Origin of the sequence: Actinomarinicola tropica, from assembly GCF_009650215.1 — a bacterium.
In the GTDB taxonomy this organism is placed as follows: domain Bacteria; phylum Actinomycetota; class Acidimicrobiia; order Acidimicrobiales; family SKKL01; genus Actinomarinicola; species Actinomarinicola tropica.
The window spans coordinates 1,758,438-1,783,256 of record NZ_CP045851.1 but is presented as its reverse complement, the minus strand read 5'-3'; the positions used below and the strand labels follow the sequence as shown (position 1 = coordinate 1,783,256).

The 24,819-nt window shown below is 73.5% G+C and carries 24 protein-coding genes; 1 reads left to right on the top strand and 23 read right to left on the bottom strand.

Features of this window, described 5'->3' with window-relative positions:
• Window positions 1-2 precede the first annotated feature (2 nt).
• From pyrF to GH723_RS08655, 22 genes are all read right to left on the bottom strand, one after another.
• A complete protein-coding gene (pyrF, locus tag GH723_RS08760; RefSeq protein ID WP_153759289.1) occupies window positions 3-716 on the bottom strand; it encodes an orotidine-5'-phosphate decarboxylase in 714 nt (237 codons plus the stop codon).
• Window positions 700-1,635, bottom strand: coding sequence for a dihydroorotate dehydrogenase (locus GH723_RS08755; RefSeq protein ID WP_153759288.1), 936 nt, complete (start codon window positions 1,633-1,635; stop codon window positions 700-702). The genes pyrF and GH723_RS08755 overlap by 17 nt, the downstream gene beginning before the upstream one ends.
• Window positions 1,632-4,922: a carbamoyl-phosphate synthase large subunit gene (gene carB / locus GH723_RS08750; RefSeq protein WP_153759287.1), complete on the bottom strand. Its 3,291-nt coding sequence runs from the start codon at window positions 4,920-4,922 to the stop codon at window positions 1,632-1,634. Before carB ends, GH723_RS08755 begins: the two co-directional genes overlap by 4 nt.
• A complete protein-coding gene (carA, locus tag GH723_RS08745; RefSeq protein WP_153759286.1) occupies window positions 4,923-6,020 on the bottom strand; it encodes a glutamine-hydrolyzing carbamoyl-phosphate synthase small subunit in 1,098 nt (365 codons plus the stop codon).
• A complete protein-coding gene (locus GH723_RS08740) occupies window positions 6,017-7,336 on the bottom strand; it encodes a dihydroorotase (protein ID WP_153759285.1) in 1,320 nt (439 codons plus the stop codon). Before GH723_RS08740 ends, carA begins: the two co-directional genes overlap by 4 nt.
• Entirely contained in the window at window positions 7,329-8,294 is a 966-nt protein-coding gene (locus tag GH723_RS08735; protein WP_153759284.1) for an aspartate carbamoyltransferase catalytic subunit, read from the bottom strand. Before GH723_RS08735 ends, GH723_RS08740 begins: the two co-directional genes overlap by 8 nt.
• On the bottom strand, window positions 8,291-8,791 hold the full coding sequence (pyrR, locus tag GH723_RS08730) for a bifunctional pyr operon transcriptional regulator/uracil phosphoribosyltransferase PyrR (RefSeq protein WP_153759283.1): 501 nt from the start codon (window positions 8,789-8,791) through the stop codon (window positions 8,291-8,293). The genes GH723_RS08735 and pyrR overlap by 4 nt, the downstream gene beginning before the upstream one ends.
• Before the next feature lie 115 nt (window positions 8,792-8,906).
• Window positions 8,907-9,338, bottom strand: a complete 432-nt coding sequence (gene nusB, locus GH723_RS08725; protein WP_153759282.1) for a transcription antitermination factor NusB — start codon at window positions 9,336-9,338, stop codon at window positions 8,907-8,909.
• The gene (efp, locus tag GH723_RS08720; RefSeq protein WP_153759281.1) at window positions 9,335-9,898 is read right to left on the bottom strand and encodes an elongation factor P; all 564 of its coding nucleotides are present in this window, start codon (window positions 9,896-9,898) and stop codon (window positions 9,335-9,337) included. The genes nusB and efp overlap by 4 nt, the downstream gene beginning before the upstream one ends.
• Window positions 9,899-9,937: 39 nt before the next feature.
• Window positions 9,938-11,047, bottom strand: coding sequence for an aminopeptidase P family protein (locus GH723_RS08715; RefSeq protein WP_229023200.1), 1,110 nt, complete (start codon window positions 11,045-11,047; stop codon window positions 9,938-9,940).
• Window positions 11,044-11,493: a type II 3-dehydroquinate dehydratase gene (locus GH723_RS08710; protein ID WP_153759280.1), complete on the bottom strand. Its 450-nt coding sequence runs from the start codon at window positions 11,491-11,493 to the stop codon at window positions 11,044-11,046. Before GH723_RS08710 ends, GH723_RS08715 begins: the two co-directional genes overlap by 4 nt.
• Window positions 11,490-12,500, bottom strand: a complete 1,011-nt coding sequence (locus GH723_RS08705) for a 3-dehydroquinate synthase family protein (RefSeq protein ID WP_153759279.1) — start codon at window positions 12,498-12,500, stop codon at window positions 11,490-11,492. Before GH723_RS08705 ends, GH723_RS08710 begins: the two co-directional genes overlap by 4 nt.
• Entirely contained in the window at window positions 12,497-13,030 is a 534-nt protein-coding gene (locus GH723_RS08700) for a shikimate kinase (protein ID WP_229023199.1), read from the bottom strand. The genes GH723_RS08705 and GH723_RS08700 overlap by 4 nt, the downstream gene beginning before the upstream one ends.
• A gap of 40 nt (window positions 13,031-13,070) precedes the next feature.
• The gene (locus tag GH723_RS08695; RefSeq protein WP_153759278.1) at window positions 13,071-13,907 is read right to left on the bottom strand and encodes a prepilin peptidase; all 837 of its coding nucleotides are present in this window, start codon (window positions 13,905-13,907) and stop codon (window positions 13,071-13,073) included.
• A gap of 57 nt (window positions 13,908-13,964) precedes the next feature.
• Window positions 13,965-15,170 (bottom strand): DUF4388 domain-containing protein, encoded by a 1,206-nt coding sequence (locus GH723_RS08690; RefSeq protein WP_153759277.1) that lies wholly within the window; start codon window positions 15,168-15,170, stop codon window positions 13,965-13,967.
• Between the two features lie 140 nt (window positions 15,171-15,310).
• On the bottom strand, window positions 15,311-16,174 hold the full coding sequence (aroE, locus tag GH723_RS08685; RefSeq protein ID WP_195210612.1) for a shikimate dehydrogenase: 864 nt from the start codon (window positions 16,172-16,174) through the stop codon (window positions 15,311-15,313).
• A gap of 7 nt (window positions 16,175-16,181) precedes the next feature.
• Window positions 16,182-17,432, bottom strand: coding sequence for an endolytic transglycosylase MltG (mltG, locus tag GH723_RS08680; protein ID WP_153759275.1), 1,251 nt, complete (start codon window positions 17,430-17,432; stop codon window positions 16,182-16,184).
• Between the two features lie 6 nt (window positions 17,433-17,438).
• The gene (gene ruvX, locus GH723_RS08675; protein WP_153759274.1) at window positions 17,439-17,885 is read right to left on the bottom strand and encodes a Holliday junction resolvase RuvX; all 447 of its coding nucleotides are present in this window, start codon (window positions 17,883-17,885) and stop codon (window positions 17,439-17,441) included.
• On the bottom strand, window positions 17,882-20,464 hold the full coding sequence (alaS, locus tag GH723_RS08670) for an alanine--tRNA ligase (RefSeq protein WP_153759273.1): 2,583 nt from the start codon (window positions 20,462-20,464) through the stop codon (window positions 17,882-17,884). Before alaS ends, ruvX begins: the two co-directional genes overlap by 4 nt.
• Before the next feature lie 12 nt (window positions 20,465-20,476).
• The gene (locus GH723_RS08665; RefSeq protein ID WP_153759272.1) at window positions 20,477-20,728 is read right to left on the bottom strand and encodes a hypothetical protein; all 252 of its coding nucleotides are present in this window, start codon (window positions 20,726-20,728) and stop codon (window positions 20,477-20,479) included.
• The gene (locus tag GH723_RS08660; protein WP_153759271.1) at window positions 20,728-21,084 is read right to left on the bottom strand and encodes a hypothetical protein; all 357 of its coding nucleotides are present in this window, start codon (window positions 21,082-21,084) and stop codon (window positions 20,728-20,730) included. Before GH723_RS08660 ends, GH723_RS08665 begins: the two co-directional genes overlap by 1 nt.
• A complete protein-coding gene (locus tag GH723_RS08655) occupies window positions 21,081-22,379 on the bottom strand; it encodes a replication-associated recombination protein A (RefSeq protein WP_153759270.1) in 1,299 nt (432 codons plus the stop codon). Before GH723_RS08655 ends, GH723_RS08660 begins: the two co-directional genes overlap by 4 nt.
• An 84-nt stretch (window positions 22,380-22,463) precedes the next feature.
• Here GH723_RS08655 and GH723_RS08650 point away from each other — a divergent pair, with 84 nt between their 5' ends.
• Window positions 22,464-23,069 (top strand): hypothetical protein, encoded by a 606-nt coding sequence (locus GH723_RS08650; protein ID WP_153759269.1) that lies wholly within the window; start codon window positions 22,464-22,466, stop codon window positions 23,067-23,069.
• An 18-nt stretch (window positions 23,070-23,087) separates the two neighbouring features.
• Here the strand turns inward: GH723_RS08650 and aspS are convergent, their stop codons facing one another.
• Window positions 23,088-24,815, bottom strand: coding sequence for an aspartate--tRNA ligase (aspS, locus tag GH723_RS08645; protein WP_153761145.1), 1,728 nt, complete (start codon window positions 24,813-24,815; stop codon window positions 23,088-23,090).
• Window positions 24,816-24,819 lie beyond the last annotated feature (4 nt).

The window sequence follows — 24,819 nt, the reverse complement described above, 5'->3', positions numbered from 1 at the left end:
GGTCACGACAGGCTCTCGACGATCGCGGCCGCGGCGGCGGCCGGGTCGTCGGCAGCGGTGACGACACGTCCGATCACCAGCAGGTCGGCGCCGGCCTCGATGGCCGCACGCGGGGTGGCCACGCGGGCCTGGTCGTCGGTCGAGGTGCCCTCGGGGCGGATGCCGGGGACGACGGTGACCAGCTCCGGCCCGACCTCGAGCACCTCGGCCAGGTCGGTCGCCGCGCAGACGACGCCCTCGCAGCCCGCCTCGAGCGCCACGTCGAGCCGGGGACGGAGCTGGCTGGCGTCGGGGTCGCTCGTCAGCACCGTGACGCCGAGCAAGCTCGGCGCTGTGAGCCCGGCGTTCGCGGCACCTTCGAGGAGCCCCTCGTTGCCGGCGCGCACCATGTCGACGCCGCCGGCGGTGTGCACGGTGAGGTACGACGCCCCGAGCGAGCCGATCACCCGTGCCGCCTTGCCGACGGTGGTGGGGATGTCGTGCAGCTTGAGGTCGCAGAACACGTCGTAGCCGAGGTCGTGCAGGCTGCCGATCACCTCCGGCCCGGCCGAGCTGAACAGCTCGAGCCCGACCTTGGCCACCCGGAACCACGGCTGGAGCTCGGTGGCGAGGCGCAGGGCCACGACGACGTCGTCGACGTCGAGGGCGATGGCCAGGTGGTCCCAAGGACCGTGCTCGGGCACCTCGTCGGCGAAGAGGTCATCGGTCGGGGTCATGGGCTCCTCCGGTGAGGTCGGCGACTCGTGGGACGTCGTGGGCTCGGCACCAGGCCGCCAGCTCGTCGAGGACGACGGCGCAGGCCCGGGGGTCGGCGAAGGTGGCGGTGCCCACCTGGACGGCATCGGCACCGGCGAGGAGCATCTCGACGGCGTCGACGCCGCGGGCGATGCCGCCGACGCCGACGATGGCGGCGTCCGGGTGCGCGGCACGGCACTCGTAGACGGCGCGCACCGCGATCGGGTGGATCGCCGGCCCCGACAGCCCGCCCATGCCCCCGCCGAGGTGGGAGCGCCGGGTCTCGACGTCGATGGCCAGGCCGGGCACGGTGTTCGCGACGGTGAGGGCCTCGGCGCCGGCGTCGAGCACGGCGCCGGCGACCTCGGTGATGTCGGTGACGAGCGGGGTGAGCTTGGCCCAGCGGGGGCGGCCGCAGCCGGCGGTGGCAGCGATGACCGCTGCGCTGTCGGGGGCGGACTGGGCGAAGATCCCGTGCCCCGACACGTTGGGGCACGACAGGTTGACCTCGACGGCCACGACGCCGGGTGGCGCCTCAGCGAGCAGGTCCGCGGCGGCGCGGTACTCGTCGACCGAACGGCCCCAGATGCTCGCCACCACCCGGGCGCCGGTGGCGAGGAGGCCGGGCAGGTCGTCGACGAGCCAGCGCTCGACGCCCGGGCCCTGGAGGCCCACGGAGTTGATCATCCCGGCGGGCGTCTGGTGCACGCGGAGCGGTGGGTTGCCGGGCCACGGCGTGGCGGCCAGGGACTTCACGACGACGGCGCCGAGACCGCCGAGATCGACGTAGGCGCCGAGCTCGGTGCCGTGCCCGGCGGTGCCCGACGCCGGCATGACCGGGTTGGGCAGCCGGACCGAACCGACCGAGACGGCGAGGTCGACCTCGGCGGCCGAGGTCACGTGGTGGGCTCCAGCTCCGACGCCGAGACGCCCTGGTGGAACTCCTGGAGGCTGCGGACCCGCAGCGGGTGGCGCGCCATGTCGGCCATGCCGTTGGCGGCGGCGAGCGCCGCCTTGGCCGTGGTGAGCAGCGGGACCCCGTTGAGGCCAGCGGCCTGCCGGATGTGCGCACCGTCTGCCCGGGGGCCACGCCCGCGAGGGCTGTTCACCACCAGGTCGATGTCGCCGCTGGCGACGAGGTCGACGGCGTTGGTGCCCTCCTCCCCCAGCTTCGCCACGACGGTCTCGACGGGGACGCCCGCGGCGTCGAGGGCCGCGGCGGTGCCCTCGGTGGCCACCAGCGTGAAGCCCAGCTCGACGAACCGCTGGGCGGCCTTGACGCCGATCGGCTTGTCGCGGTCGGCGAGGGAGAGGAAGATCCGCCCGTCGGACGGCAGGCGCGTGCCCGCGGCGAGCTGGGCCTTGGCGAAGGCCAGACCCACGGTGAGGTCGATGCCCATGACCTCGCCGGTCGAGCGCATCTCGGGGCCGAGCACCGCGTCGGCCTCGGGGAAGCGGTTGAACGGGAGCACCGCCTCCTTGACCGCGACGTGGTCGCCGACGACCGGGTCACGCAGCAGGCCCTCGGCGCGCAGCTCGGCGAGCGTGGCGCCGACCATGATGCGGGCCGCGACCTTCGCGAGGGGCACCCCGGTGGCCTTGGCGACGAAGGGCACCGTGCGCGACGCGCGGGGGTTGGCCTCGATGACGTAGACCTGGTCGTCCTTCACCGCGTACTGGACGTTGATGAGGCCGCGGACGTCGAGCTCCTCGGCGATGGCGCGGGTGTGGGCCTCGATCGTGGCGACGACCTCGGCGGAGAGCGTGGCGGGCGGGATCGAGCAGGCGCTGTCGCCGGAGTGGACCCCGGCTTCCTCGACGTGCTCCATCACGCCGCCGATGACGACCTCGCCGGTGGCGTCGCGGAGGGCGTCGACGTCGACCTCGGTGGCGTCCTCGAGGAAGCGGTCGACGAGCACGGGGCGCTCGGCGGAGAGGCCGCCCTCACGCCCGAGGCTGCCGAAGCCGGCGAGCTCGGCCATCGCCCGGCGCAGCGCCTCGTCGTCGTAGACGATCTCCATCGCCCGACCGCCGAGCACGTACGAGGGGCGCACGAGGGCCGGGTACCCGACGTCGGCGGCGATGGCCAGCGCCTCGTCGACGGTGGAGGCCGTGCCGCCTGGGGGCTGCGGGATGCCGAGCCGCTCGCACAGCGCGTTCCAGCGCTCGCGGTCCTCGGCCAGGTCGATCGAGGCCGGGCTGGTGCCGAGGACGAGCTCGGGCGGCAGCATGTCGGCGAGCTTCAGCGGCGTCTGGCCGCCGAGGGAGACCACGACGCCCACCGGCTGCTCGGCGTCGAGCACGTTCATGACGTCCTCGTAGGTGAGCGGCTCGAAGTAGAGCCGGTCGGAGGTGTCGTAGTCGGTGGAGACGGTCTCGGGGTTGCAGTTGACCATCACCGTCTCGAACCCCGCGTCCCGGAGGGCGAAGCTGGCGTGCACGCAGCAGTAGTCGAACTCGATGCCCTGGCCGATGCGGTTCGGCCCGGAGCCGAGGATCACGACCTTGCGCCCGTCGCCGCGCCGGACCTCGTCCTCGTCCTCGTAGGTGGAGTAGTGGTACGGCGTCTCGGCCTCGAACTCGGCACCGCAGGTGTCGACCGTCTTGAACGTGGCCTCCACGCCGGCCTCGACGCGCGCCGCACGCACCTCGGGCTCGGGGACGCCCCAGAGGTAGCCGAGCTGGGCATCCGAGAAGCCCAGGCGCTTGGCCCGGCGCCACGCGGCACGGGTCATCCCGTGGATGCCGACCTCGGCGAGGTGGTGGCGCTCGTCGACGATGATCGACATCTGGTCGAGGAACCACGGGTCGACCTTGGTGGCCGAGGCGACCTCGTCGACCGTCATGCCGCGGCGGATCGCCGCCTCGAGCTGGAAGGGGCGGTCCGGCGTGCCGATCGACGCGCGGCGCAGCAGCTCGGCGTCGTCGAGCGCATCGACGGCCGCCTCGCCCGGGTCGCAGTTGAGCCCGGCCCGGCCCTGCTCGAGCGAGCGCATCGCCTTCTGGATCGACTCGGGGAACGTGCGGCCGATGGCCATGACCTCCCCGACCGACTGCATCGACGTGCCGAGCACGCCCGTGGTGCCCGGGAACTTCTCGAAGGCCCAGCGGGGCACCTTGGTGACCACGTAGTCGATCGTCGGCTCGAAGCTGGCCGGGGTCTTCTTCGTGATGTCGTTCGGGATCTCGTCGAGCGTGTAGCCGACGGCGAGCCGGGCGGCGATCTTGGCGATCGGGAAGCCGGTGGCCTTCGAGGCCAACGCCGACGAGCGGCTGACGCGGGGGTTCATCTCGATGACGACCATCCGGCCGTCGGCGGGGTCGATCGCGAACTGCACGTTCGAGCCGCCGGTCTCGACGCCGACGCGCCGGATGCACGCGAACGCGGCGTCGCGCATCAGCTGGTACTCGACGTCGGAGAGGGTCTGCGCCGGCGCCACGGTGATCGAGTCGCCGGTGTGCACGCCCATCGGGTCGAGGTTCTCGATCGAGCAGATGATCACGCAGTTGTCGGCGTGGTCCCGCATGACCTCGAGCTCGTACTCCTTCCAGCCGGCGATCGACTCCTCGATGAGGATCTCGGAGATGGGGCTGGCGTCGAGCCCGGCCTTGGCGACCTTGGCGAACTCCTCGGCGGTGGAGGCGATGCCGGTGCCCCGACCGCCGAGGATGTAGGCGGGTCGGATCACGACGGGGAGGCCGATCTCCTCGATGACCTCCAGCGCGCCGTCGAGCGTGTGGGCGATGCCCGAGCGCGGCACCTCGAGGCCGATCTCCTGCATCGCCACCTTGAACTGCTGGCGGTCCTCCGCGGTGGCGATGGCCTCGGCGTTGGCGCCGATGAGCTCGACGCCGTAGCGGTCGAGCACGCCGGCCTCGTCGAGCTCCATGGCCAGGTTGAGGGCGGTCTGTCCACCGAGCGTCGGGAGCAGGGCGTCGGGGCGCTCCTTCTCGATGATCCGGGTGAGGACCTCGGCGTCGAGCGGCTCGACGTAGGTGGCGTCGGCGAAGTCGGGGTCGGTCATGATCGTCGCCGGGTTCGAGTTGGCGAGGATCACCCGGTACCCCTCCTCACGGAGGACGCGGCACGCCTGCGTGCCCGAGTAGTCGAACTCGCAGGCCTGACCGATGACGATCGGTCCGGACCCGATGAGCATGATCGAGGAGATGTCGTCGCGACGCGGCATCTAGCGGCCCTTCGTGGAGCTGGAGGCGCCGTCCATCAGGCGCTCGAACAGGGTGAACAGGTAGCGGGAGTCGTGGGGACCGGGGCCCGCCTCGGGGTGGTACTGCACGCTGAACGCCGGCACGTCGGTGCAGCGGATGCCCTCGATCACCCCGTCGTTGAGGTTGACGTGGGTGACCTCGGCCCGGTCGATCGAGCCCTCGGTGACGGCGTAGTTGTGGTTCTGGCTCGTGATCTCCACCGACCCGCTGTGGAGGTGGCGGACCGGGTGGTTGCCGCCGTGGTGGCCGAAGGGCAGCTTGTGCGTGGCCCCGCCGAGCGCCTGCGCCATGAGCTGGTGTCCGAGGCAGATGCCGAACACCGGCACCTCCCCGAGCAGGTCGCGCACCGCGTCGGAGGCATAGCCGACGGCGGCCGGATCGCCGGGGCCGTTGGAGAGGAACACGCCGTCCGGCTCTCGGGCGAGCACCTCGTCGGCGGGCGTGGACGCCGGGACCACCTCGACGACCGCGAGCTCGCCCAGGTGGCGGAGGATGGTGCGCTTGATGCCGAAGTCGTAGGCCACGACCCGACGCGGCCCGTCGCCCACCGTGTAGGGCTGGTCGGTGGAGACGGTGGCGACGAGGTCGATGCCGTCGGTGCCGGGCGCCGAGGCGGCGGCCTCCCGCAGCGTGCTCTCCGGTGCGGTGCCGAACGCCGCCGGCATCGACCCCGCCTCTCGGATGTGGCGCGTCAGGCGGCGGGTGTCGACGCCACCGATCCCCGGCACGCCGTGGCGGCGCAGGAAGCCGTCGAGGTCGTCGGTGGCCCGCCAGTTGGAGTGGCGGCGGGCCAGGTCGCGGACCACCACGCCACGGGCGTGGGGCCGCACGGACTCGTCGTCGGTGGGGTTGGTGCCGTAGTTGCCGATGTGCGGGTAGGTGAAGGCGATGATCTGGCCGGCGTAGGACGGATCGGTGATGACCTCCTGGTAGCCGGTGAGGACGGTGTTGAAGACGACCTCGCCGGTGGCGACCCCACCGGGGGGCTCGGCACCGATGGCCTCGCCCTCGAAGGTCGTGCCGTCGGCGAGGACGAGCAGGGCGTCACGAACGGTCATCGGGTGGCGTCTCCGTCGATCACGGTGGGGGTCCCCTCGTAGATGGTGTGGCGGACGCGACCCCGGAGGGTGCGCCCGGCGTAGGGCGTGTTGCGGCTGCGGCTGGCGGTGCGCTCGCGGTCGACCGTCCAGGTGGCGTCGGCGTCGACGACGCAGAGGTTGGCCGGACGGCCCGGCACGACCGGTCCGCCGTGGCGGTCGTCGATGCCCGCGATCGCCGCCGGCCTCCACGACAGGAGTGCGAGGACCTCGGCCACGTCGAGCCGGGGGTCGGCGTCGGGACCGGTGAGCTCGGTGAGCGCGAGGGCGAGCGCGGTCTCGAGCCCGAGCATCCCCGGCGGCGCGGCGTCGAAGGGCCGCTCCTTCTCCTCAGTGGTGTGCGGTGCGTGGTCGGTGGCGATGGCATCGATGGTGCCGTCGGCGAGGCCCGATCGCACCGCAGCGACGTCGGCGTCGGTGCGGAGCGGGGGGTGGACCTTGAACACCGGGTCGTAGGAGGCCACGCAGGCGTCGGTGAGCGTGAAGTGGTGGGTGGTGGCCTCGGCGGTGACGGGGAGCCCCTCGGCCTTGGCGGCCCGGACCAGGGCGACGGATCCCGCGGTGGAGAGGTGCTGGAGGTGGACGCGCGCACCGGTGAGCCGGGCCAGCGCGATGTCGCGCATGACCATCAGCTCCTCGGCCTCGGCGGGTTGCCCGGGGAGGCCGAGCCGGCTCGACCACTCCCCCTCGTGCATGCAGGACCCCTCCGAGAGGCTCGTGACCTCGCAGTGCTGGGCGAGGGTGACGCCGAGGCCCGAGGCGTACTCGAGCGCCCGCCGCATGAGGCGGTCGTCCTGCACGCCGGTGCCGTCGTCGGTGAAGATCGTCACCCCGAGCTCGGCCAGCTCGGCCATGGGGCTGAGCTGCTCCCCCGCCCGGCCGACCGTGATCGCTCCCGACGGGACGACCGCGCAGAGCGCGGCCCGGCCGAGCTCCTGCACCTCGCGGATCACCGCGGCGCTGTCCATGGTCGGGGTCGTGTTGGGCATGGCGACGACCGCGGTGTACCCGCCGAGCGCCGCGCAGCGGCTGCCCGTCTCGATCGTCTCGGCCTCCTCCTTGCCCGGCTGGCGGAGGTGCGTGTGCAGGTCGACGAGCCCCGGGGCGACGAGGCAGCCCGTGGCGTCGAGCACCTGCGCGCCGTCGGCGTCGAGGTCCGGCCCGACCTCGGCGATGCGGCCGTCGCCGCCGATCCGCACGTCGGCGCGGCGGCTGCCGTCGGCGTCGAGGACCGTGCCGCCGGCGACGAGCAGCGGAGCGACGGTGGGATCAGCCATGGAGGGGCACCTCGGTGGGGACGGGATCGGCGGTGGCGTGGGCGTCGGGGCGGCCGGAGCCGAGGAGGAGGAACAGGACGGCCATGCGCACGGCGACGCCGTTGCTGACCTGCTCCCGGATGACCGCCTGCGACGACTCGGCGACCTCGGCCGCGATCTCGATCCCGCGGTTCATCGGACCGGGGTGCATGACCAGCGCGTCGGGGCGGAGGCGCCGCGCACGGTCGACGGTGAGGCCGTAGGTGCGGGTGTACTCGCGCAGCGAGGGCACGAGCGCCTCGTGCTGGCGCTCGAGCTGCATCCGCAGCACGTAGGCGACGTCGGCCTCGGGCAGGACCGCGTCGAGGTCGTGGCTGACCTCGACCGGCCAGCCGGCGAGGCTCGCCGGCAGCAGCGTGGGCGGCGCGACGAGGGTCACCTTGGCGCCGAGGGCGGCGAAGGCCCGGACGTCGCTGCCCGCCACCCGCGAGTGCTTGACGTCGCCGACGATGGCGATGTGGCGGCCCTCGAGGGAGCCCAGGTGGTGGCGCAGCGTGTAGCAGTCGAGCAGCGCCTGGGTGGGGTGCTCGTGCCAGCCGTCCCCCGCGTTGACCACCGAGCAGTCGAGCCAGCGCGTCAGCTGCCAGGGCACGCCGGCGGAGGCGTGCCGCACGACGATGGCGTCGACGCCCATGGCCTGGATCGTCTGGGCGGTGTCGCGCAGCGACTCGCCCTTCTTCACCGACGACGACCCGACGCTGAAGTTCATGGTGTCGGCGGAGAGGCGGCGGGCCGCGGTCTCGAACGAGAGGCGCGTGCGCGTGCTGTCCTCGTAGAAGAGCCAGGCGACCGTCCGGCCCCGCAGGGTCGGCACCTTGGGGATCGCCCGGCGGCTGACCTCGACGAAGGAGTCGGTGAGCGCCATGACCTCGTCGATGCCGTCGCGGCCGAGGTCGTCGATGCCGAGCAGGTGCCTCACCCGTCGAGCTCCCCGAGGAGGACGGCGTCGAGCGACACGTCGACCAGCTCGTCGCGCCGGGTGGGCAGGTTCTTGCCGACGAAGTCGGGGCGGATCGGCAGCTCCCGGTGGCCGCGATCGACCATCACGGCCAGCTGGATGGCGCGTGGCCGTCCGAAGCCGCCGAGGGCGTCGAGCGCCGCCCGGACGGTGCGCCCGGTGAAGAGCACGTCGTCGACGAGCACGACGATGCGATCGGTGAGGTCGACCGGGATGTCGGTGACCGCCTCCGGCATGATCGGACGCAGACCGACGTCGTCGCGGTGGAACGCCACGTCGAGCGCCCCGGTGGCGACGTCGTGCCCGTCGATCTCGGTGAGGGCGGTGGCGAGCGCCTCGGCCAGCGGGACGCCGCCGGTCTGGAGCCCCACGACCACGACGTCGGCCACCCCGTGGTTGCGCTCGATGACCTCGTGGGCCATGCGGCGGATCGCCCGGCGCACGTCGTCGCCGTCCATGATCTGGCTCCGGGCAACGAAAACGCCCCCGTCGGGGGGCGTGGCAGGACGTTCGCGTTGGGCCAAGAGCTGTGCCTTTCCTGTCCGTTCGGGCCTCACGGGACCCGCTTCACGGTCAGGCCTGCACGTTATCACCCGGGTCGGAGGTCCCGGCATCGGTTCGGACCTCCCGCGCCAGGCGGGACACCAACCCGTTGACGAACCGGCCCGACTCGTCGGTCGAGTAGGCCGACGCCAGAGCGACGGCCTCGGAGATGGCGACGCCGGTCGGGACGTCGGCGCGGTCCATCAGCTCGTAGGCCGCGAGGCGGACGACGGCCCGGTCGATGGCCGGCATCCGCTCGAGCTTCCAGTCGCGGCTGTAGGTGGAGATCAGCTCGTCGATCCGCTCGATGTGCTGCGCCACGCCCTCGACGAGCGTGACGGCATAGGGGTCGGGGGGCAACGGCAGGCCGGCGAGGACCTCGTCGGGCGCCACGCCGCGGGTCTCGGCTTCGTAGAGGAGCCCGAGCGCCCGCTCACGGGCGTCACGGCGGGAGGAGCTCACGCGCGGGTGATGTACTCGCCCGAGCGGGTGTCGACCTTGAGCCGGTCGCCGACGTTGACGAACAGGGGGACCTGCACGACCACACCGGTCTCGAGGGTGGCGGGCTTGCGCGCCCCGGAGACCCGGTCGCCCTGGATGCCGGGCTCGGTCTCGGTCACCGACAGCTCGACCGACGCCGGCAGCTCGACGCCCACGATCTCGGTGCCGTACATCATCAGCACCGCGTTGCTCGACTCCACCAGGTACCCGGCGGCATCGCCGAGGGAGGCCTCGCTCACGTGCACCTGGTCGTAGGTGCTGTTGTCCATGAACACGAAGTCGCTGCCGTCGCGGTACAGGTACTGCATCTCGCGCTTGTCGATGATGGCCCGCTCGACCTTCTCGTCGGCGCGGAAGGTGCGGTCGAGCACCGCGCCCGAGCGGGCGTTCTTCAGCTTGGTCCGGACGAAGGCGCCGCCCTTGCCCGGCTTCACGTGCTGGAACTCCACGACGTTGAGCAGGTCGCCGTCGATGGCGAGCGTCATGCCGTTCTTCAGGTCGTTGGTGGAGATGGCGGGCATGGTGGTGGGACCTCGGGGCGAGCGTGGGGTGGGACGGCGTCAGCCGACGATCGGGACGGTGGACGAGCGCGTGAGCGCCCGGTTCCCTCCCGGGGTGATCTCGAGGGTGTCCTCGAGCCGGGCGCCGCCGAGGCCGGGGAGGTACACCCCGGGCTCCACGGTGACGGCGTGGCCGGCGGCGAGCGTAGCATCGGAGGTCGCCGACAGACGCAGGGGCTCGTGGATCTCGAGGCCCAGGCCGTGGCCCGTCGGGTGCACGAAGTGCTCGGCCCAACCGGCGGCGCGCACCACCGAGCGCGCTGCGGCGTCGACGTCGGCGGTGCGGGCACCAGGACGGGCGGCGGCGACCCCCGCGTCGTGCGCGGCCTCGACCACGTCGAGCAGGCGCCGTTGCTCGGCCGAGGGCTCGCCGATGCAGAAGGTGCGGGTCATGTCGGAGCGGTACCCGTCGACCATCGCGCCCATGTCGATCACGACGAGGTCGCCGCGCTCGATCCGTCGGCTGCCCGGGTGGTGGTGAGGCTGGGCGGAGTGGGGGCCGGCGGCGACGATGGTCTCGAACGCCGGACCCTCGGCCCCGGCGCGCCGCATCGCCGCCTCGAGCTCGGTGGCGACCTCGGCCTCCGACGGGCGGTTGCCGAGCTGGGAGGCGACGCCGGCGAGGGCGTCGTCGGCGATGGCGGCCGCGGCCGCGATCCGATCGAGCTCGGCTCCGTCCTTCACGGCGCGCAGCTCCTCGACGAGCCCCGACGTCGGGACGAGCTCCGCGGCGGGGAACCACTCGGTGGCGGCCTGCCGCTCCATCGACCAGGTGACGTCGTCGGCTTCGAGGGCGACGGTTCCCCACCCGCTCGACGCCGACCGCAGCAGCTCGGCGGGCGAGGAGGTGATCTCGATCTCGGCGTCGACGCCGACGTCGCCGAGCTGCTCCTCGGCCTGCTCCCGGTAGCGGCCGTCGGTGACGAGCAGCAGGCGACGGGGGCCGACGAGCAGCATCCCCGCCGAGCCGGTGAAGCCGGTGAGCCAGCGGACGTTGACGAGCTTGGTGAGGAGCATGGCGTCGGCGACGCCGTCGAGCGCGCCGCGCAGCACCTCGACGCGGCGCAGTCGGTCCATCCGACCGAGCTGGTGCAGGTGGAGGATGCTCATCGCTGCTCGAGCAGCCCGGCCACGGCATCGACCGCGAGCTGGTAGCCGAGGCCCCCGAACCCGGCGACGGTGCCGTCGGCGACGGGAGCGACCACCGAGGCGTGCCGCCAGGCCTCGCGCGACGCGGGGTTGGACAGGTGCAGCTCGACGACGATGCCGTCGAAGGCGGCGAGGGCGTCGTGCAGCGACCAGGCGTAGTGCGTGAACGCGCCGGGGTTGACGATGACCGCGGTGCAGCGGCCGCGGGCGGCGAGCACCGCGTCGACGAGATCGCCCTCGTGGTTCGACTGGAGGTCCTCGAGGTCGAGACCGTGGGCGTCCGCCGCACGCCGGGCGCGGGCGACGTGGTCCTCGAGGGTGGCCGAGCCGTAGACCTCGGGCTGGCGCTCGCCGAGGATGCCGAGGTTGGCGCCGTGGAGCAGCAGGACGACGGGTCGGTCGGTCATCGGGCGCTCCTGACGCGTGCGAGCGTGCGCCGCACGAGGTCGGGGTCGACGCCGGTGACCACCTCGACCCCCGCGGGACCGTCGAGGGCGAAGGTGAGGCCGTCGAGCGCCTTCTTGTCGCGGGCCACCGCCGCCATGAGGGTGTCGTCGTCGAGCCCCTCGGGGATCGTCGACGGGAGGTCGTACGCGGCGACGACGCGGCGGTGCTCGGCGACGCGGGCGTCGTCGATGCGGCCGAGCGCGTGGGCGAGCTCGGCTGCGTACACCAACCCCACGGCCACCGCCTCGCCGTGGCGGAGGTCGAACCCGCCGGCGATCTCGACGGCGTGGCCGAGGGTGTGCCCGTAGTTGAGGATCGCCCGCCGGCCCCCCTCGCGCTCGTCGGAGGCCACGACCTCGGCCTTGATGGCGACGCAGGCGGCGACGCGCTCGTCGAGCGGCAGCGCGTCGAGCTCGCCGCCGCCGAGGAAGTGGTACTTGGCCAGCTCGCCGAGGCCGGAGCGCATCTCGCGGGGCGGCAGGCTCGCCAGGACCTCGGTGTCGCAGACCACGCCGGCGGGCTGCCAGAAGGCGCCGACCAGGTTCTTGCCCTCGGCCAGGTTGACGCCGGTCTTGCCGCCGATCGCCGCGTCGATCTGGCCGAGCAGCGTCGTGCTCACGTGCACCACCGGGATGCCCCGGTGGTAGACCGCCGCCGCGAACCCGGCCACGTCGGTGACGAGGCCCCCACCCACGGCGACGACCAGGTCGGCCCGGGTGAGGCCCCAGCGGGCGAAGCCGGAGCAGAGCTCCTCGACGGTGGCGAGCGACTTGGCCGCCTCGCCCTCCCCGATGGTGAACGTCCGGTGCTCGATCCCCGGGTCCACGTCGACGGGGACGCCCGGCTGGGTGACGATCGCGGCGCGCCGAGCGCGCGGCGGGACGAGGGTGCTCAGGTCGTGACGAGCACCGTCGCCGACGAGCACGCGGTAGCTGCGGTCGCCGAGCGCGACGGGGACGGTGATCACGCCGCGACCCCGAGCTGGACGAGGATGCGCGACGCGACCTCGTCCGGGGTGCGGGTGGCGACGTCGATGCGCAGGTCGGCCACCTCGTCGTAGAGCGGGCGACGCTCGTCGAGCGTGCGGGCGAGCGCGCCGAGCGGATCGTCACCGGCGAGCAGCGGACGCGAGGCGGTGTCGCCGATGCGGTCGATGAGCACGTCGGCTGGCGCGTCGAGCCACACCACGGTCGCGTCGGCGAGGCGGACGCGCGACTCGGGGTCGAGCACCGCCCCTCCCCCGGCGGCGACGACCACGTCGCCGACGCCGGACAGGACGGCGGCGAGGGCGTCGCGCTCACGCCGACGGAACGCCGACTCGCCCTCGGCGGCGAAGATCTCCGGGATGCTGCGGCCGGCCCGCTCGGCGATGTGCGCGTCGAGGTCGACGGCACGGCGGCCGGTGAGCTCGGCGAGGCGCACGCCGACCGTGCTCTTGCCGGCGCCCATCGGGCCGACGAGCACGATGGGGCGCGGCGCATCGGCGGGGGTCGTCACGACGCCACGATACCGAGACGCCGGTGGCCGGACGGGCGCATCACGCACCCAGCGGACCGCGGGCGAGGACGGCGACGACCGTGCCGATGCCGAGCGCCGGTCCGAACGGGAACGCGGCTCCCCGGCCCCGGACCATCCGGTAGCCGAGCCCGAGCACGATGCCGAGGAAGGTGCCGACGAGCGCGCCGACGAAGGTGAAGCCCACGGCCTCGAGGAGGCCATCGACCACGAGGTCGCCCTCGACCTCGGAGACACCCCCCACCCAGCCGAGGTGCAACCCGAGGAGGAGCGCGAGCTTCACGTCCCCGAACCCCATCCCGGCCGGCGAGATCAGGAACATCACGAAGAGCATCCCCGCGTAGGCCAGCGCACCGAGGAGCGCGCCGACGGCTCCTCGTGGCAGGTCGGCGGCGACGGTCACGACGCCGAGGAGGAGGACGCTCGCACCGAGGGCAGGGAAGACCACCCGGTCGGGGATCCGGTAGTGGTCGAGGTCGATCACGGTGACCAGCACGGTGGTCCACCCGAGGACGAGGGCGGCGGGTAGGTAGGGGTCGGTGCCGATCGTCGCGGCCAGCGCGCCGCCGACGACGGCGGTCGCCACGTCGATCGCGGGTGCGCGCCACGACATCCGCACCAGGTCCCTCGACCCGTCGGGGTGGTCGTCGGGAGAGCCGACGGGGACCAGGGTCGCCGCCGGTGCGGGCCGGCGCCACGAGCGCACCGGCACGAGGTCGGCCAACGCCACCGGCGCGCCGTCGGCGCTGGTGCGGCGACGCAAGAGGGGTCGACGTGGAGGGATCTGGTCGACGGCCAGGCGCAGCAGCGGGCCGATCAACAGCCCCAGGAGCGCGCAGGCGACGACGAGGACGGACACGACGGGCGAGGGTAACGGGCCCCGGGGGCAGCCCCCGGGACGCTCCGGCGTCGGCGGCTACTCGTCGACCGAGGACAGGAACTTGAGGAGGAGGCCCCGGTTCAGCGGCTCCTCGGTCTCTTCGTTGACCTGCGCCAGCGCCTGGTCGCGCTCCTCCTCGGAGGTGGCGGCGGCGGCCGCGGCGACGGCTTGGGCGGCCCGCGGGCTCAGGTTGGCGAGCTGGCGGGCCATCTCTGCGGCGTCGGAGTCCTCCTCCGCGACGGCGTCCGGGGCGCTCGGGAGGCGCGGGATGCGGAACGGATCGGGGCCGAACGGGTCGTCGGCGAGCGGGTCGTCGTCGGACTCGTCGTCGTCGAAGAAGCTCGACGCCGGCGAGGGGGCGAACGCCGTGGCCTCGCCCCAGGTCGACGAGTCGGCCGTCGGCGCCGGCTCCGCGGGGCTGGGTGCGTCCGCCGCGCCGCCGAAGAGCGGGGCGACCGGCGCCGCGCCGTTGGACGACGGCTCCTCGACCAGGGGCTCGAAGGAGGCGGACGAGGACGTGAACGGCTCCTCCGCCACCGGTGCGGGAGCCTCGGTGAGCGGCTGGAACGGCTCCGGGTCGGGCAGAGCCTGCGGCGCGACGGGCTCCGGGTCGGGTGCAGGGGCCGGGACGGCCGCGACGGGGGCCGGGGCGGGGGCCTCGTGCGCCGCGCTCGCCGGCGGGTCGACGGCGACGACGTCGTGGTCGCCGAGCGCCACCGCGCCGATCTGCACGAGGTCTCGGACGAGGCGGGCGGTGGGCAGCTCGGCGAGCCCGAGGCGATCGCCGAGCTCGTCGACGGTGCAGCCGCTGCCGACGGTCGCGACGGCCTTCCACTGTCCGGCCGTGAGCGTGATGTCGGAGTCGCGGTCGGCGTCGATCGTGACGAGGCGGTGCGGCGAGGGGACGACGGCCTCGATCTGGCGCCACTCCCCCAGCTGCTCCTCGGCCACGGCCAGGGCCGACTCGACCTCCTGGGAGGTCCGTCCGCCGGAGGCATCCGCGTCGGCGTCGAAGACGAACGAGCCGCCGGCGGCGCGGAGCAGCTCGAAGAGGACGTCGGCGGGCTCCTCGGCCCGGGGCGCGCGCTCGGCCGCACCGCCGGTGAGGGCGCCGTCGACGACGAGCAGCTCACCGGTGCCGCGGTCGGTGTCGACGCGCAGGACACCGGTCTTCTTGGTCGATGCGAGCAGGCGCAGCACGTCAGGCAGCGCAAACGTCTCGAGGGTTCCCTGCAGAGCCACCTGGACCTCCGTAGCTAGCTTCAGTTCACCTCATCGGCACTTCGGGCCGGGACATGAACCATCCGGCCCATCCGCGCCGGACCACCAGCGTGGCGCAGCACGGCGCGCCTGTCGAGAGGCCGTGCCCGAGAGGGCGGCCGCTAGGTCGCCGAGCGTTCGGCGACACCCGCGCGGGCCGCGGTCCACATGGCGTCGAGCGGCGCAGGTTCGCCGGTCCAGATCCGGAAGGCGTGGGCGGCCTGGTGCACGAGCATCCCGAGCCCGCCGACGGTGCGAGCGCCCCGCTCCGACGCGGCATCGAGCAGCGCGGTGCGCAGCGGGTGGTACACGACGTCGACGACGACCTGGGCATCGTGCAGGAGCTCCGGCTCGACGGGGAAGCGGCTCGTCGCGGCGGCGTCGCCGGTGGCCGCCATGCCCACCGAGGTCGCGTTGACCACGAGGGTCGCCCCCGCGAGGTCGTCACGGCGTCCGATGCGCGCCACGCCGGGGGCCAGCGAGGCCGCCTCGGCGGCACGGGCCTCGGTGCGGTTCACCACCGCGACCTCCGCGGCGCCCCGCTCTGCCAGGGCGAGCACGATGGCGCGCGCCGCGCCGCCCGCCCCGAGCACCACGGTCCGGGCCCCCTCGACGACGTCCTCCCCGAGGTCCTCGGCGAGAGCGTCGACGAACCCGGCCCCGTCGGTGTTGTGGCCGACCAGCTCGTCGCCGATGCGCTGCACGCAGTTGACCGCCTGGAGGGCGGTGGCCTGCGGTGTGCAGCGGTCGACGGTCAGCGCCGCCGTGCGCTTGTGGGGCATGGTCACGCTGAGGCCCTCGAGGCCCAGGGCCCGACACGCCCCGATCGCATCCGCGCCGTGGGGCTCGGAGACCTCGAAGGCCAGGTAGGCCCAGTCCATCCCCCGTGCTGCGAACGCGGCGTTGAAGAGCGCCGGCGACAGCGAGTGCCGCACGGGGTCGCCGATGACTGCGGCGAGTCGGGTGGTGGCCGACGGCGAGGTCACGTCGCGGTCAGAACAGCCCCTGGGCCCGGGACTCGTCGCGCTGGCGGATGAACTCGTCGTAGTCGTCGGTGAAGAAGTGGGACCCGTCCTCGGAGGCCAGCACGTAGTAGAGCCACGGACCCGGCTCCGGGTTGAGCGCCGCGGCGAGCGCCGCACGGCCGGGCGCGGCGATCGGGGTCGGCGGCAGACCGGGGTTGAGACGGGTGTTGTACGGCGAGTCGAGGGCGAGGTCGGCGTCGGTGATCGGGCCCGACGCGTTCGGGTCGGCGAGCTGCCGGGCGTAGAGCACCGTGGCGTCGATGCCGAGGGGCTCGCCGCGCGCCAGGCGGTTGTGGATCACGCGGGAGATGCGACCGAACTCCTCGGGGACGCGGGACTCCTCCTCGATCATCGAGGCGATGACGACGTACTGGTAGGCCGTGTAGCCGGTCGCGGTGGCCGGGTCGAGGTTCATCCACGGGTCGAGCCCGACCTCACGGGCCACGATGTCGAACTGGGCGTTCATGCGCTCGAGGACGTCGAAGGGCTCGTCGGCCAGGGCGTACTCGTAGGTGTCGGGGAAGAGCAGGCCCTCCCAGCTGTCGACGTCGGGGGGCCGCCACGGGGTCTCCATGCGGATGAGGGCGGCCGACATGTCGTCGGCGGAGAACGTGTCGATCTGCTCGTCGAGCCGGACGGCCATCTCGTCGACGGTGAGGCCCTCGGGCACCGTGAAGGTGGCGAAGGCCTGCGGCGCGGGTCCGGCGTCGAGGACCTCGATCGCCTCGTCGAAGGACATGTTCTCGTTGAGCGTGTAGAAGCCGGCCTCGAAGCCGCCGATGCCCTTCCACCGCAGGTAGTAGCGGAACATCGTCGGGTTGGTCACCACGCCCTCGTCGGCGAGCAGCGTGGCGACCTCGTCGGTGGAGGTGCCGGTGGCGATGTCGATCGGGACCGCCGCTCCCGGCTCGCCGGCGGGGTCGATCTGGCCCCGCACCCAGGACAGCCCCGCGGCGCCGGCCAGGCCGACGACGAGCACCGCGCCGATCAGGAGGTAGAGGACCTTGCGCACGTTGCCCGCCGGCCGCACGACCCGGACGTACTGCCCGTCGTCCCACAGCCACTCGTCGGCCCCGTCGTCGTCGGGATCGACGACGTCGACCCCCGGGTAGGCGTCAGCCGGCCGGCTGGCGCCGACGGCCGCCTCGCGGCGGGCGGCGCGCCGAGACGGCACGCCTGGCGGCAGCCGCTCGTCGTCGGGGTGCGTGCGGTCGGACATCGGACCTCAGGGCGTGGGGTGCGGATGGGAGTCCAGCCAGGCCTGGAGGAGGATCGCCGCCGCCACCTTGTCGACGACACGTCGGCGGGCGCTGGCGTCCAACCCCTGCTCCTTCAGCTGGCGGTCGGCGGTGACCGTGGTCAGCCGCTCATCGTAGGTCTCGACGGGGACGTCGAGGGTCGCGGCCAGCTCCTCGACCTCGTCGAGGGCGGCGCGAGCCGCGGGGCCGACGGAGCCGTCGAGCGACAGGGGCAGGCCGACGACGACGACCTCCGCCCCCGCCTCCTCGACCAGGCGACCGATCGCGGCGTGGTCGCGCCGCCGGTCGCCGCTGCGCGCCACCACCTCGTAGGGCGTGGCGAGGGTGCCGGCGCTCACCGCCACACCGATGCGGACCGAGCCGAGGTCGACGCCGATGGCGCGACGGGGGCGCTCGGGGTCTGGCGCGCTCACGCCGCGGCGAGGGCCGCCCGCACGAGGTCGAGGGCCTCGTCCAGGGCGGACGGGTCCCGGCCGCCGGCCATGGCCAGCTCGGCGTTCTTCCCGGTGCCGCCCTTGACCCGCTTGGCCGCGTCGGCGATGAGGTCCGAAGCGTGCAACCCGCTGTCGGGCGTGACGGCGGCGACGATGGCGACACCGCCGCCCTCGGGGGCGCCGCCGAGCACCACGCCCCGGATGCCGGGCTGCTCACGCACGGCGATGGCGAGGTCGCGCAGCTCGTCGCGCGCCACCCCGTCGCGGCGGGCGACGACCACGCCGTCGACGGCCTCGGCGGCGAGCGTGCCCGCCTGGCCCGCGGCGGCCTGCTGCTTGACGGCACGCAGCTCGTCGCGGAGGTCCTTCAGCTCGGCCAGGCGCTTCTCGATGCCCTCGACCAGCTCGTCGGCGTTCACGCCCACGAGCTCGGCCGCCCGACCGAGGAGGCGCTCCTCGGCCCGCAGGCGGTCGATGGGACCGGTGCCGGTGACGGCCTCGATGCGGCGCAGGTTCGAGCCGATCGATCCCTCGGACACGATCTTCATCGGTCCGATGTCGCCGAGGGCGGACACGTGCGTGCCGCCGCAGAGCTCGACCGAGTGCAGTCCGGCCTCGAGGACGCGCACGCGCTCGCCGTACTTGTCGCCGAAGAAGGCGATGGCCCCGAGTCGCTCGGCCTCCTCCTTCGAGGTCTCGTAGTGCCGGACCGGGGCGTTGGAGAGGATCTCCTGGTTGGCGAGGTCCTCGATGGCGGCGATCTCTTCGTCGGTGAGGGCCTCGAAGTGGCTGAAGTCGAACCGCAGGCGGTCGGGGGCGACGAGCGACCCCTGCTGCTTCACGTGGTCGCCGAGGACCTGGCGCAGCGCCCAGTGGAGGATGTGGGTGCCGGTGTGGTTGCGGCGGATCGCCGCCCGACGCTCGGCGTCGATGCCGGCGAGCGCGGTCTGGCCGACGGCGACCTCGCCCTCGATGATCTGGAAGCGGTGCCGGTGCAGGCCCGGGAGGGCGTAGGTGGTGTCGAGCACCTCGACGACGCCCGAGTCGGTCTGGATCTGGCCCGTGTCGCCGACCTGACCGCCCGACTCGGCGTAGAACGGCGTGCGGTCGAGGAAGAGGTCGTCGCCGACGATCGCGACGATGGTGGCGGTCGTCGACTCCTCCTCCCGGCCGGTGAACACGGTGGGCCCGTGCTCGGCGAGGATCCGCTGGTACTCGGCCATCGCATCCTCGGACGCCGCGCCGCCGCCCTTGCGCCCGGCCTTCGCCCGCTCCCGCTGCTCGGTCATCGCTGCCTCGAACCCCGGTCGGTCGACCCCGAAGCCGCGCAGCTCGGCGACCTCCTGGGTGACCTCGAGGGGGAAGCCGTAGGTGTCGTGGAGCTGGAAGGCGACCGCGCCGGGGAGCGTCCCGCCCTCGTCGAGCTTGTCGAGCTCGGTGTCGAGCGTCTGCGACCCGGTGCGCAGCGTCTGGCGGAAGCGGTCCTCCTCCCGGCTGACGATGCCGAGGACGAGGTCGCGCCCGTTGACGATCTCGGGGTAGTCGTCGCCCATCACGTCGATGCACCGCTCGACGAGGGGCGGGCAGACCGGCGTCTCGACGTCGAGCAGGTAGGCGAAGCGGATGGCACGGCGGATGATCCGGCGCAGCACGTAACCGCGGTCCTCGTTGGACGGGATGACCCCGTCGGCGATGAGGAAGGTCATCGTCCGGGTGTGGTCGGCGAGGAGGCGGAGGGCGATGTCGCCGAGGTCGGACTCGCCGAGGCGGTGACCCGTGACGCCCTGGGCCTCGTCGACCAGGGTGGCGAGGGAGTCCGCGACGTAGAGGCTGGGGCTGCCCGCGAGCACGCCGAGGATGCGCTCGAGGCCCGCCCCCACGTCGATGCCGCGGTTCTCGAGGTCGGTGAGGCTGCCGTCGGCCCGGCGGAAGTACTGGGGGAAGACGTTGTTGTAGAACTCGACGTAGCGCTCCTCGGCGGCGGGGTTGGCCGGTCCGCCGTCGGGGCCCCACTCGGGACCGAAGTCGAAGAAGAGCTCGGAGCTCGGCCCGCAGGGGCCCGTCTCGCCCATCTCCCAGAAGTTGTCCTTGCCGAGCCGCTGGATGCGGTCACGGGGGACGCCGACGGCGTCGGCCCAGATGTCCTCGGCCTCGTCGTCGGACTCGTGGACGGTGACCCAGACGCGGTCGCCGTCGATCCCGAGCACCTCGGTGACCATCTCCCAGGCCCACGGGATCGCCTCGGCCTTGAAGTAGTCGCCGAAGCTGAAGTTGCCGAGCATCTCGAAGAAGCTGAGGTGCCGCAGCGACCGTCCGATGGCGTCGAGGTCGTTGTGCTTGCCTCCGGCCCGCACGCAGCGCTGGACGCTCGTGGCCCGGCGCGGATCGAACGGGACCGGCTCCTCACCGAGGAAGTACGGGACGAACTGCATCATCCCCGAGTTCGTGAACATCGGGGCGCTCGGGTGCGTGGGGATGAGGCTCGAGGAGGGCACGGCGGTGTGCCCCCGCTCCACGAAGAAGTTCGTCCACGCCGATCGCAGCTCGCTCGCTCTCATGATGTGCTCAGCCTACCGAGGGGTGCCACGGCGACCCGCCAGATCGGCACGGAGGCGGTCCTCGGTCTCGCGCATGCCCTCGCGCCCCTCGCGCAGGGCGGCGCCGAGGTCGCGGCGGAGCTGGCGGAGGGCGGCGTCGGCGTCGGCGCGCATGCCGGCCGGCGTCAGCTTGGCCGCGGCCTGCCGGGCGCGGACCATCCCCCACACCGCGGCGGTGAACCCGAGGATCGAGCCCACGGTGAGCCAGTACAGCCGCTTGAACATCAGTCCCTCCGGCGCAGGCGGTGCGCGGCGCGGCGGGTGCCCGACGCCGCGGCCATCACCTTGATCGCAGGGCTCGACACGACGCGGTGGGCGAAGCGCGAGGTGGCGTCGAGCGACGTCGTGAGCCCTTCGGCGTGGGCGAGGATCTGGTCGGCACGGGCCAGCCCGGCGGTGGTGGCGGCGGCCGTGCGCCGCAGGTCCTGCACCGCGGGGATGGTCTCGTCGTGGAGCTGGTCGAGGGCCCGCTGCAGCGACCGCAGGGCGCTGACGAGCGCCTGGGCGGCGACGAGCAGCACGACCACCGCGACGAGGCAGACGATGGCGACGAGGACGGCGGCGAGGTCGCCGGCGGTCACGGGTCGCGCCTCCGGGTCTCCATGCGCTCGCCGATCTCCTTCTCCGCGCCGTGGGGCGACGGCTCGTAGTAGCGGTGGTGCTCGAGACCCCGCGGGCGGTGCGCCTGGGGCACCCACCCCCGGGGGTCGTCGTGAGGATACTCGTAGCCCTCCCCGTGCCCGAGGGACGCTGCGCCCTTGTAGTGGGCGTCGCGCAGGTGGGTCGGCACCGCGTCGTCCCCGCCGGCCTGCGCGTCGCGGCGCGCCCGTCCGAGCGCGACCGTCACCCGGTTCGACTTCGGAGCGGTGGCCAGGTGGACGACGGCCTGAGCCAGGTTGAGCTGCGCCTCCGGGAGCCCGACGAACTCGACGGCTCGGGCCGCGGCGTCGGCGACGAGGAGGCTCTGGGGATCGGCCATGCCGACGTCCTCGGACGCGAGGATCACGAGGCGGCGGGCGATGAAGCGGGCGTCCTCGCCGGCGTCGAGCATGCGGGCCAGCCAGTACAGGCCGGCGTCGGGATCCGAGCCGCGGATGCTCTTGATGAACGCGCTGATCACGTCGTAGTGGGCGTCGCGGCCGTAGCGCAGGGCCTTGGTGTCGACGGCCGCCTCGGCGTGGGCCAGCGTGACGTGCGGCGCGCCGTCCCCGCCGGCGGCCAGCGCCACCGCGACCTCGAGCGCCGTGAGCGACTGGCGGCCGTCCCCACCGGCTCGCTCGGCGATGTGGTCGAGGGCGTCGTCGTCGGCCGTCGCGCCCTCGAGGGCCAGCCCCCGCTCGAGGAGGGTCCGCACGGCCGCACCGTCGAGCGGCTCGAGCCGGAAGAGCGTCGAGCGCGAGAGCAGCGGCGGGTTCACCTCGAAGAAGGGGTTCTCGGTGGTCGCACCGACGAGGACGAGGAGCCCGGACTCGACCGACGGGAGCAGTGCGTCCTGCTGGGCCTTGTTGAAGCGGTGGACCTCGTCGAGGAACAAGATGGTGCCCTGGCCGTGCTGGCCGAGGCGGGCCTCGGCCCGGGCGATGACCTCGCGGACGTCCTTCACCGACGCCGAGACCGCCGAGAGCTGCTCGAACGCCTTGCGGCTCGAGTCGGCCACGAGCCGCGCCAGGGTGGTCTTGCCGGTGCCCGGTGGACCCCAGAACACCACCGACGAGAGCCGATCGGCCTCCAGCAGCTGGCGCAGCGGCGCGCCGGGCGCCAGCAGGTGCGCCTGGCCCACGACGTCGTCGAGCGTCCGGGGTCGCAGGCGCGCAGCCAGCGGTGCCTGGCGCTGGAGCCGCTCGTCGGCGGCAGCGGAGAACAGGTCGTCGGCCACGGCGCGAGGCTACCGACGCCGGCACCGGGCCCGGCCGCCGCGATCGTCCCGCGCGACGGGCCGCCGGCGTGCGAGCATCGACGGATGGAGTGGTACGCGGTCCTGTTCTGGATCTGGCTGGTGGTCTCGCTCGCCATCCTCGTGCTGCGGCGGTTGAACGTGATCGGCACGTCGTCTCGCACCGAGGAGCCGCCGGCGGTCGACCCCGCGTCGCGCGTCTGGGCGCCGCCCCCAACCGATCCCGACGCCCCGCTGACGCCCGACCCCGCCCCGGGCGGGGCCCCGGCGAGCCCACCGGTCCCGTCGTCGATCCGGGTCGAGGAGGTGCCGGCCGCGCACGTGCCGCCTCCCACCCGCGCCACGCTCGCCGAGCTCCTCGCGGGCATCACCCTCCCCCACGAGCTGGTCCCGCTCACCCAGTCGCTCGACAGCACCGACCTCGCCACCCACCTCGTCGTCGCCACCACGCGGGCGACCCCGGAGGTGGTCGGCACCGGCCTCGCCGAGGAGCTCGAGAAGCTCGGCTACGAGGTGCGCTCGCTCGACGACCGCCGGGCGGTGGCCGAGGGCGAGCGGGGGCGGGTGTCGCTCGAGATCCACCCCGACGGGGCCACGGTCATGGACGGCGGGGCGCGCCGGTTCCCCACCGCCGAGTCGGGCTCGGTGGTGGTCGAGCTGCGCGCCGGCTGAGCCGGACCGATCCCCCCCCTAGCTGGGGGGCGGCAGCACGCGCAGGCCGAGCTCGGCGAGCTGCGCGGGGTCGATCGGTGTGGGGGCGTTCGTCAGCGGATCGCCACCGGACTGGGTCTTCGGGAAGGCGATCACCTCGCGGATGTTCTCCTCCCCCGCCAGGATCGCGACGAGGCGGTCGATGCCGAACGCGAAGCCCGCGTGGGGCGGCGCGCCGTACCGGAAGGCCTCGAGCAGGAAGCCGAACTTGGCCCGGGCCTCGTCCTCGCCGATGCCGAGCAACTCGAAGATGCGGGTCTGGACGTCGCCGCGGTGGATCCGGACGCTGCCGGACCCGAGCTCCCAGCCGTTGACGACGAGGTCGTAGGACTGCGACCGGACGGCGAGGAGGTCCTCCCCGGTCCGGTCGAGCAGGGCCATGTCGTCGGCGTGGGGCATCGTGAACGGGTGGTGCGCCGGGACCGGCGAGCCGCTCTCGTCGATGGCCTCGAACAGCGGGAAGTCGACGACCCACAGGAAGCGCAGCCCACCCTCGTTGACAGGCGGACGGCCGAGCGCGAGCCGCAGCAGGCCCAGCACGTGACGCACCGCCGGGCGCTGGTCGGCGACGAGCAGCAGGAGGTCACCGCTCTCGGCGTCGAGCTCGGAGGCGATCCCCGCGAGCTCCTCGGCGGAGAGGAACTTGGCGACGGGGGACGTGAGCTCGCGCCCCTCCCCCACCTTCATCCACACGAGGCCCTTCGCGCCGTAGCGCTTCGCGGTCTCGGTGAGGGCGTCGAGCTGGTTGCGCGTCATCTCCGCACCACCGGGCACGCGGATCCCCTTCACGCACGGGGCCTTGAAGGCGTTGAACTCCGTGGCCGAGAACACCGGGGTGAGCTCGACGAGCTCCATGCCGAAGCGCACGTCGGGCTTGTCGGAGCCGTAGCGCTCCATGGCGTCGTGCCAGGTCATCCGGGGGATCTCGCCCACCGGCTCGCCGGTGACGGCCTCCACTGCGGCGGACACCGCCCGGCCGATGAACTCGAGCACCTCCTCCTGGCCGACGAAGCTCGCCTCGGCGTCGAGCTGCATGAACTCGAACTGGCGGTCGGCGCGGAGGTCCTCGTCCCGCAGGCAGCGCGCGATCTGGTAGTAGCGGTCGACGCCGCCCACCATGCAGAGCTGCTTGAACAGCTGGGGGCTCTGGGGAAGGGCGTAGAAGGATCCCGGCTTCAGGCGGGCGGGGACGACGAAGTCGCGCGCGCCCTCGGGCGTGCTCGCGATGAGCATCGGCGTCTCGATCTCGACGAAGTCCTGCTCCTCCATCGCCCCCCGGATGGCGCTGTTCACGGTGGCCCGCAGGCGCAGGTTGCGCTGCATGCGCTCGCGACGCAGGTCGACGTAGCGGTGCCGGAGGCGGATCGTCTCGTCGGTGTCGATGCGCTCGTCGACGGGGAACGGCGGCGGCTCGGCGCTCGACAGGACCTCCACCTCGCAGTCCCCGACCTCGATCTCGCCGGTGGCGAGGTTGTCGTTGGTCGTCCCCTCCGGACGGTGCCGGACGGTGCCGACGACGCGCACGACGAACTCGCTGCGCAGGTCGGCCGCACCGTCGACGACGCACTGGACGACGCCGGTGCGGTCGCGCAGGTCGACGAAGGCGAGGTGCTCGCCGTGCTCGCGGCGACGCGCGACCCACCCGCACACCGCGACCCGACGCCCCACGTCGCCCGCGCTGAGCTCGCCGCACATGTCGGTGCGCATCGGC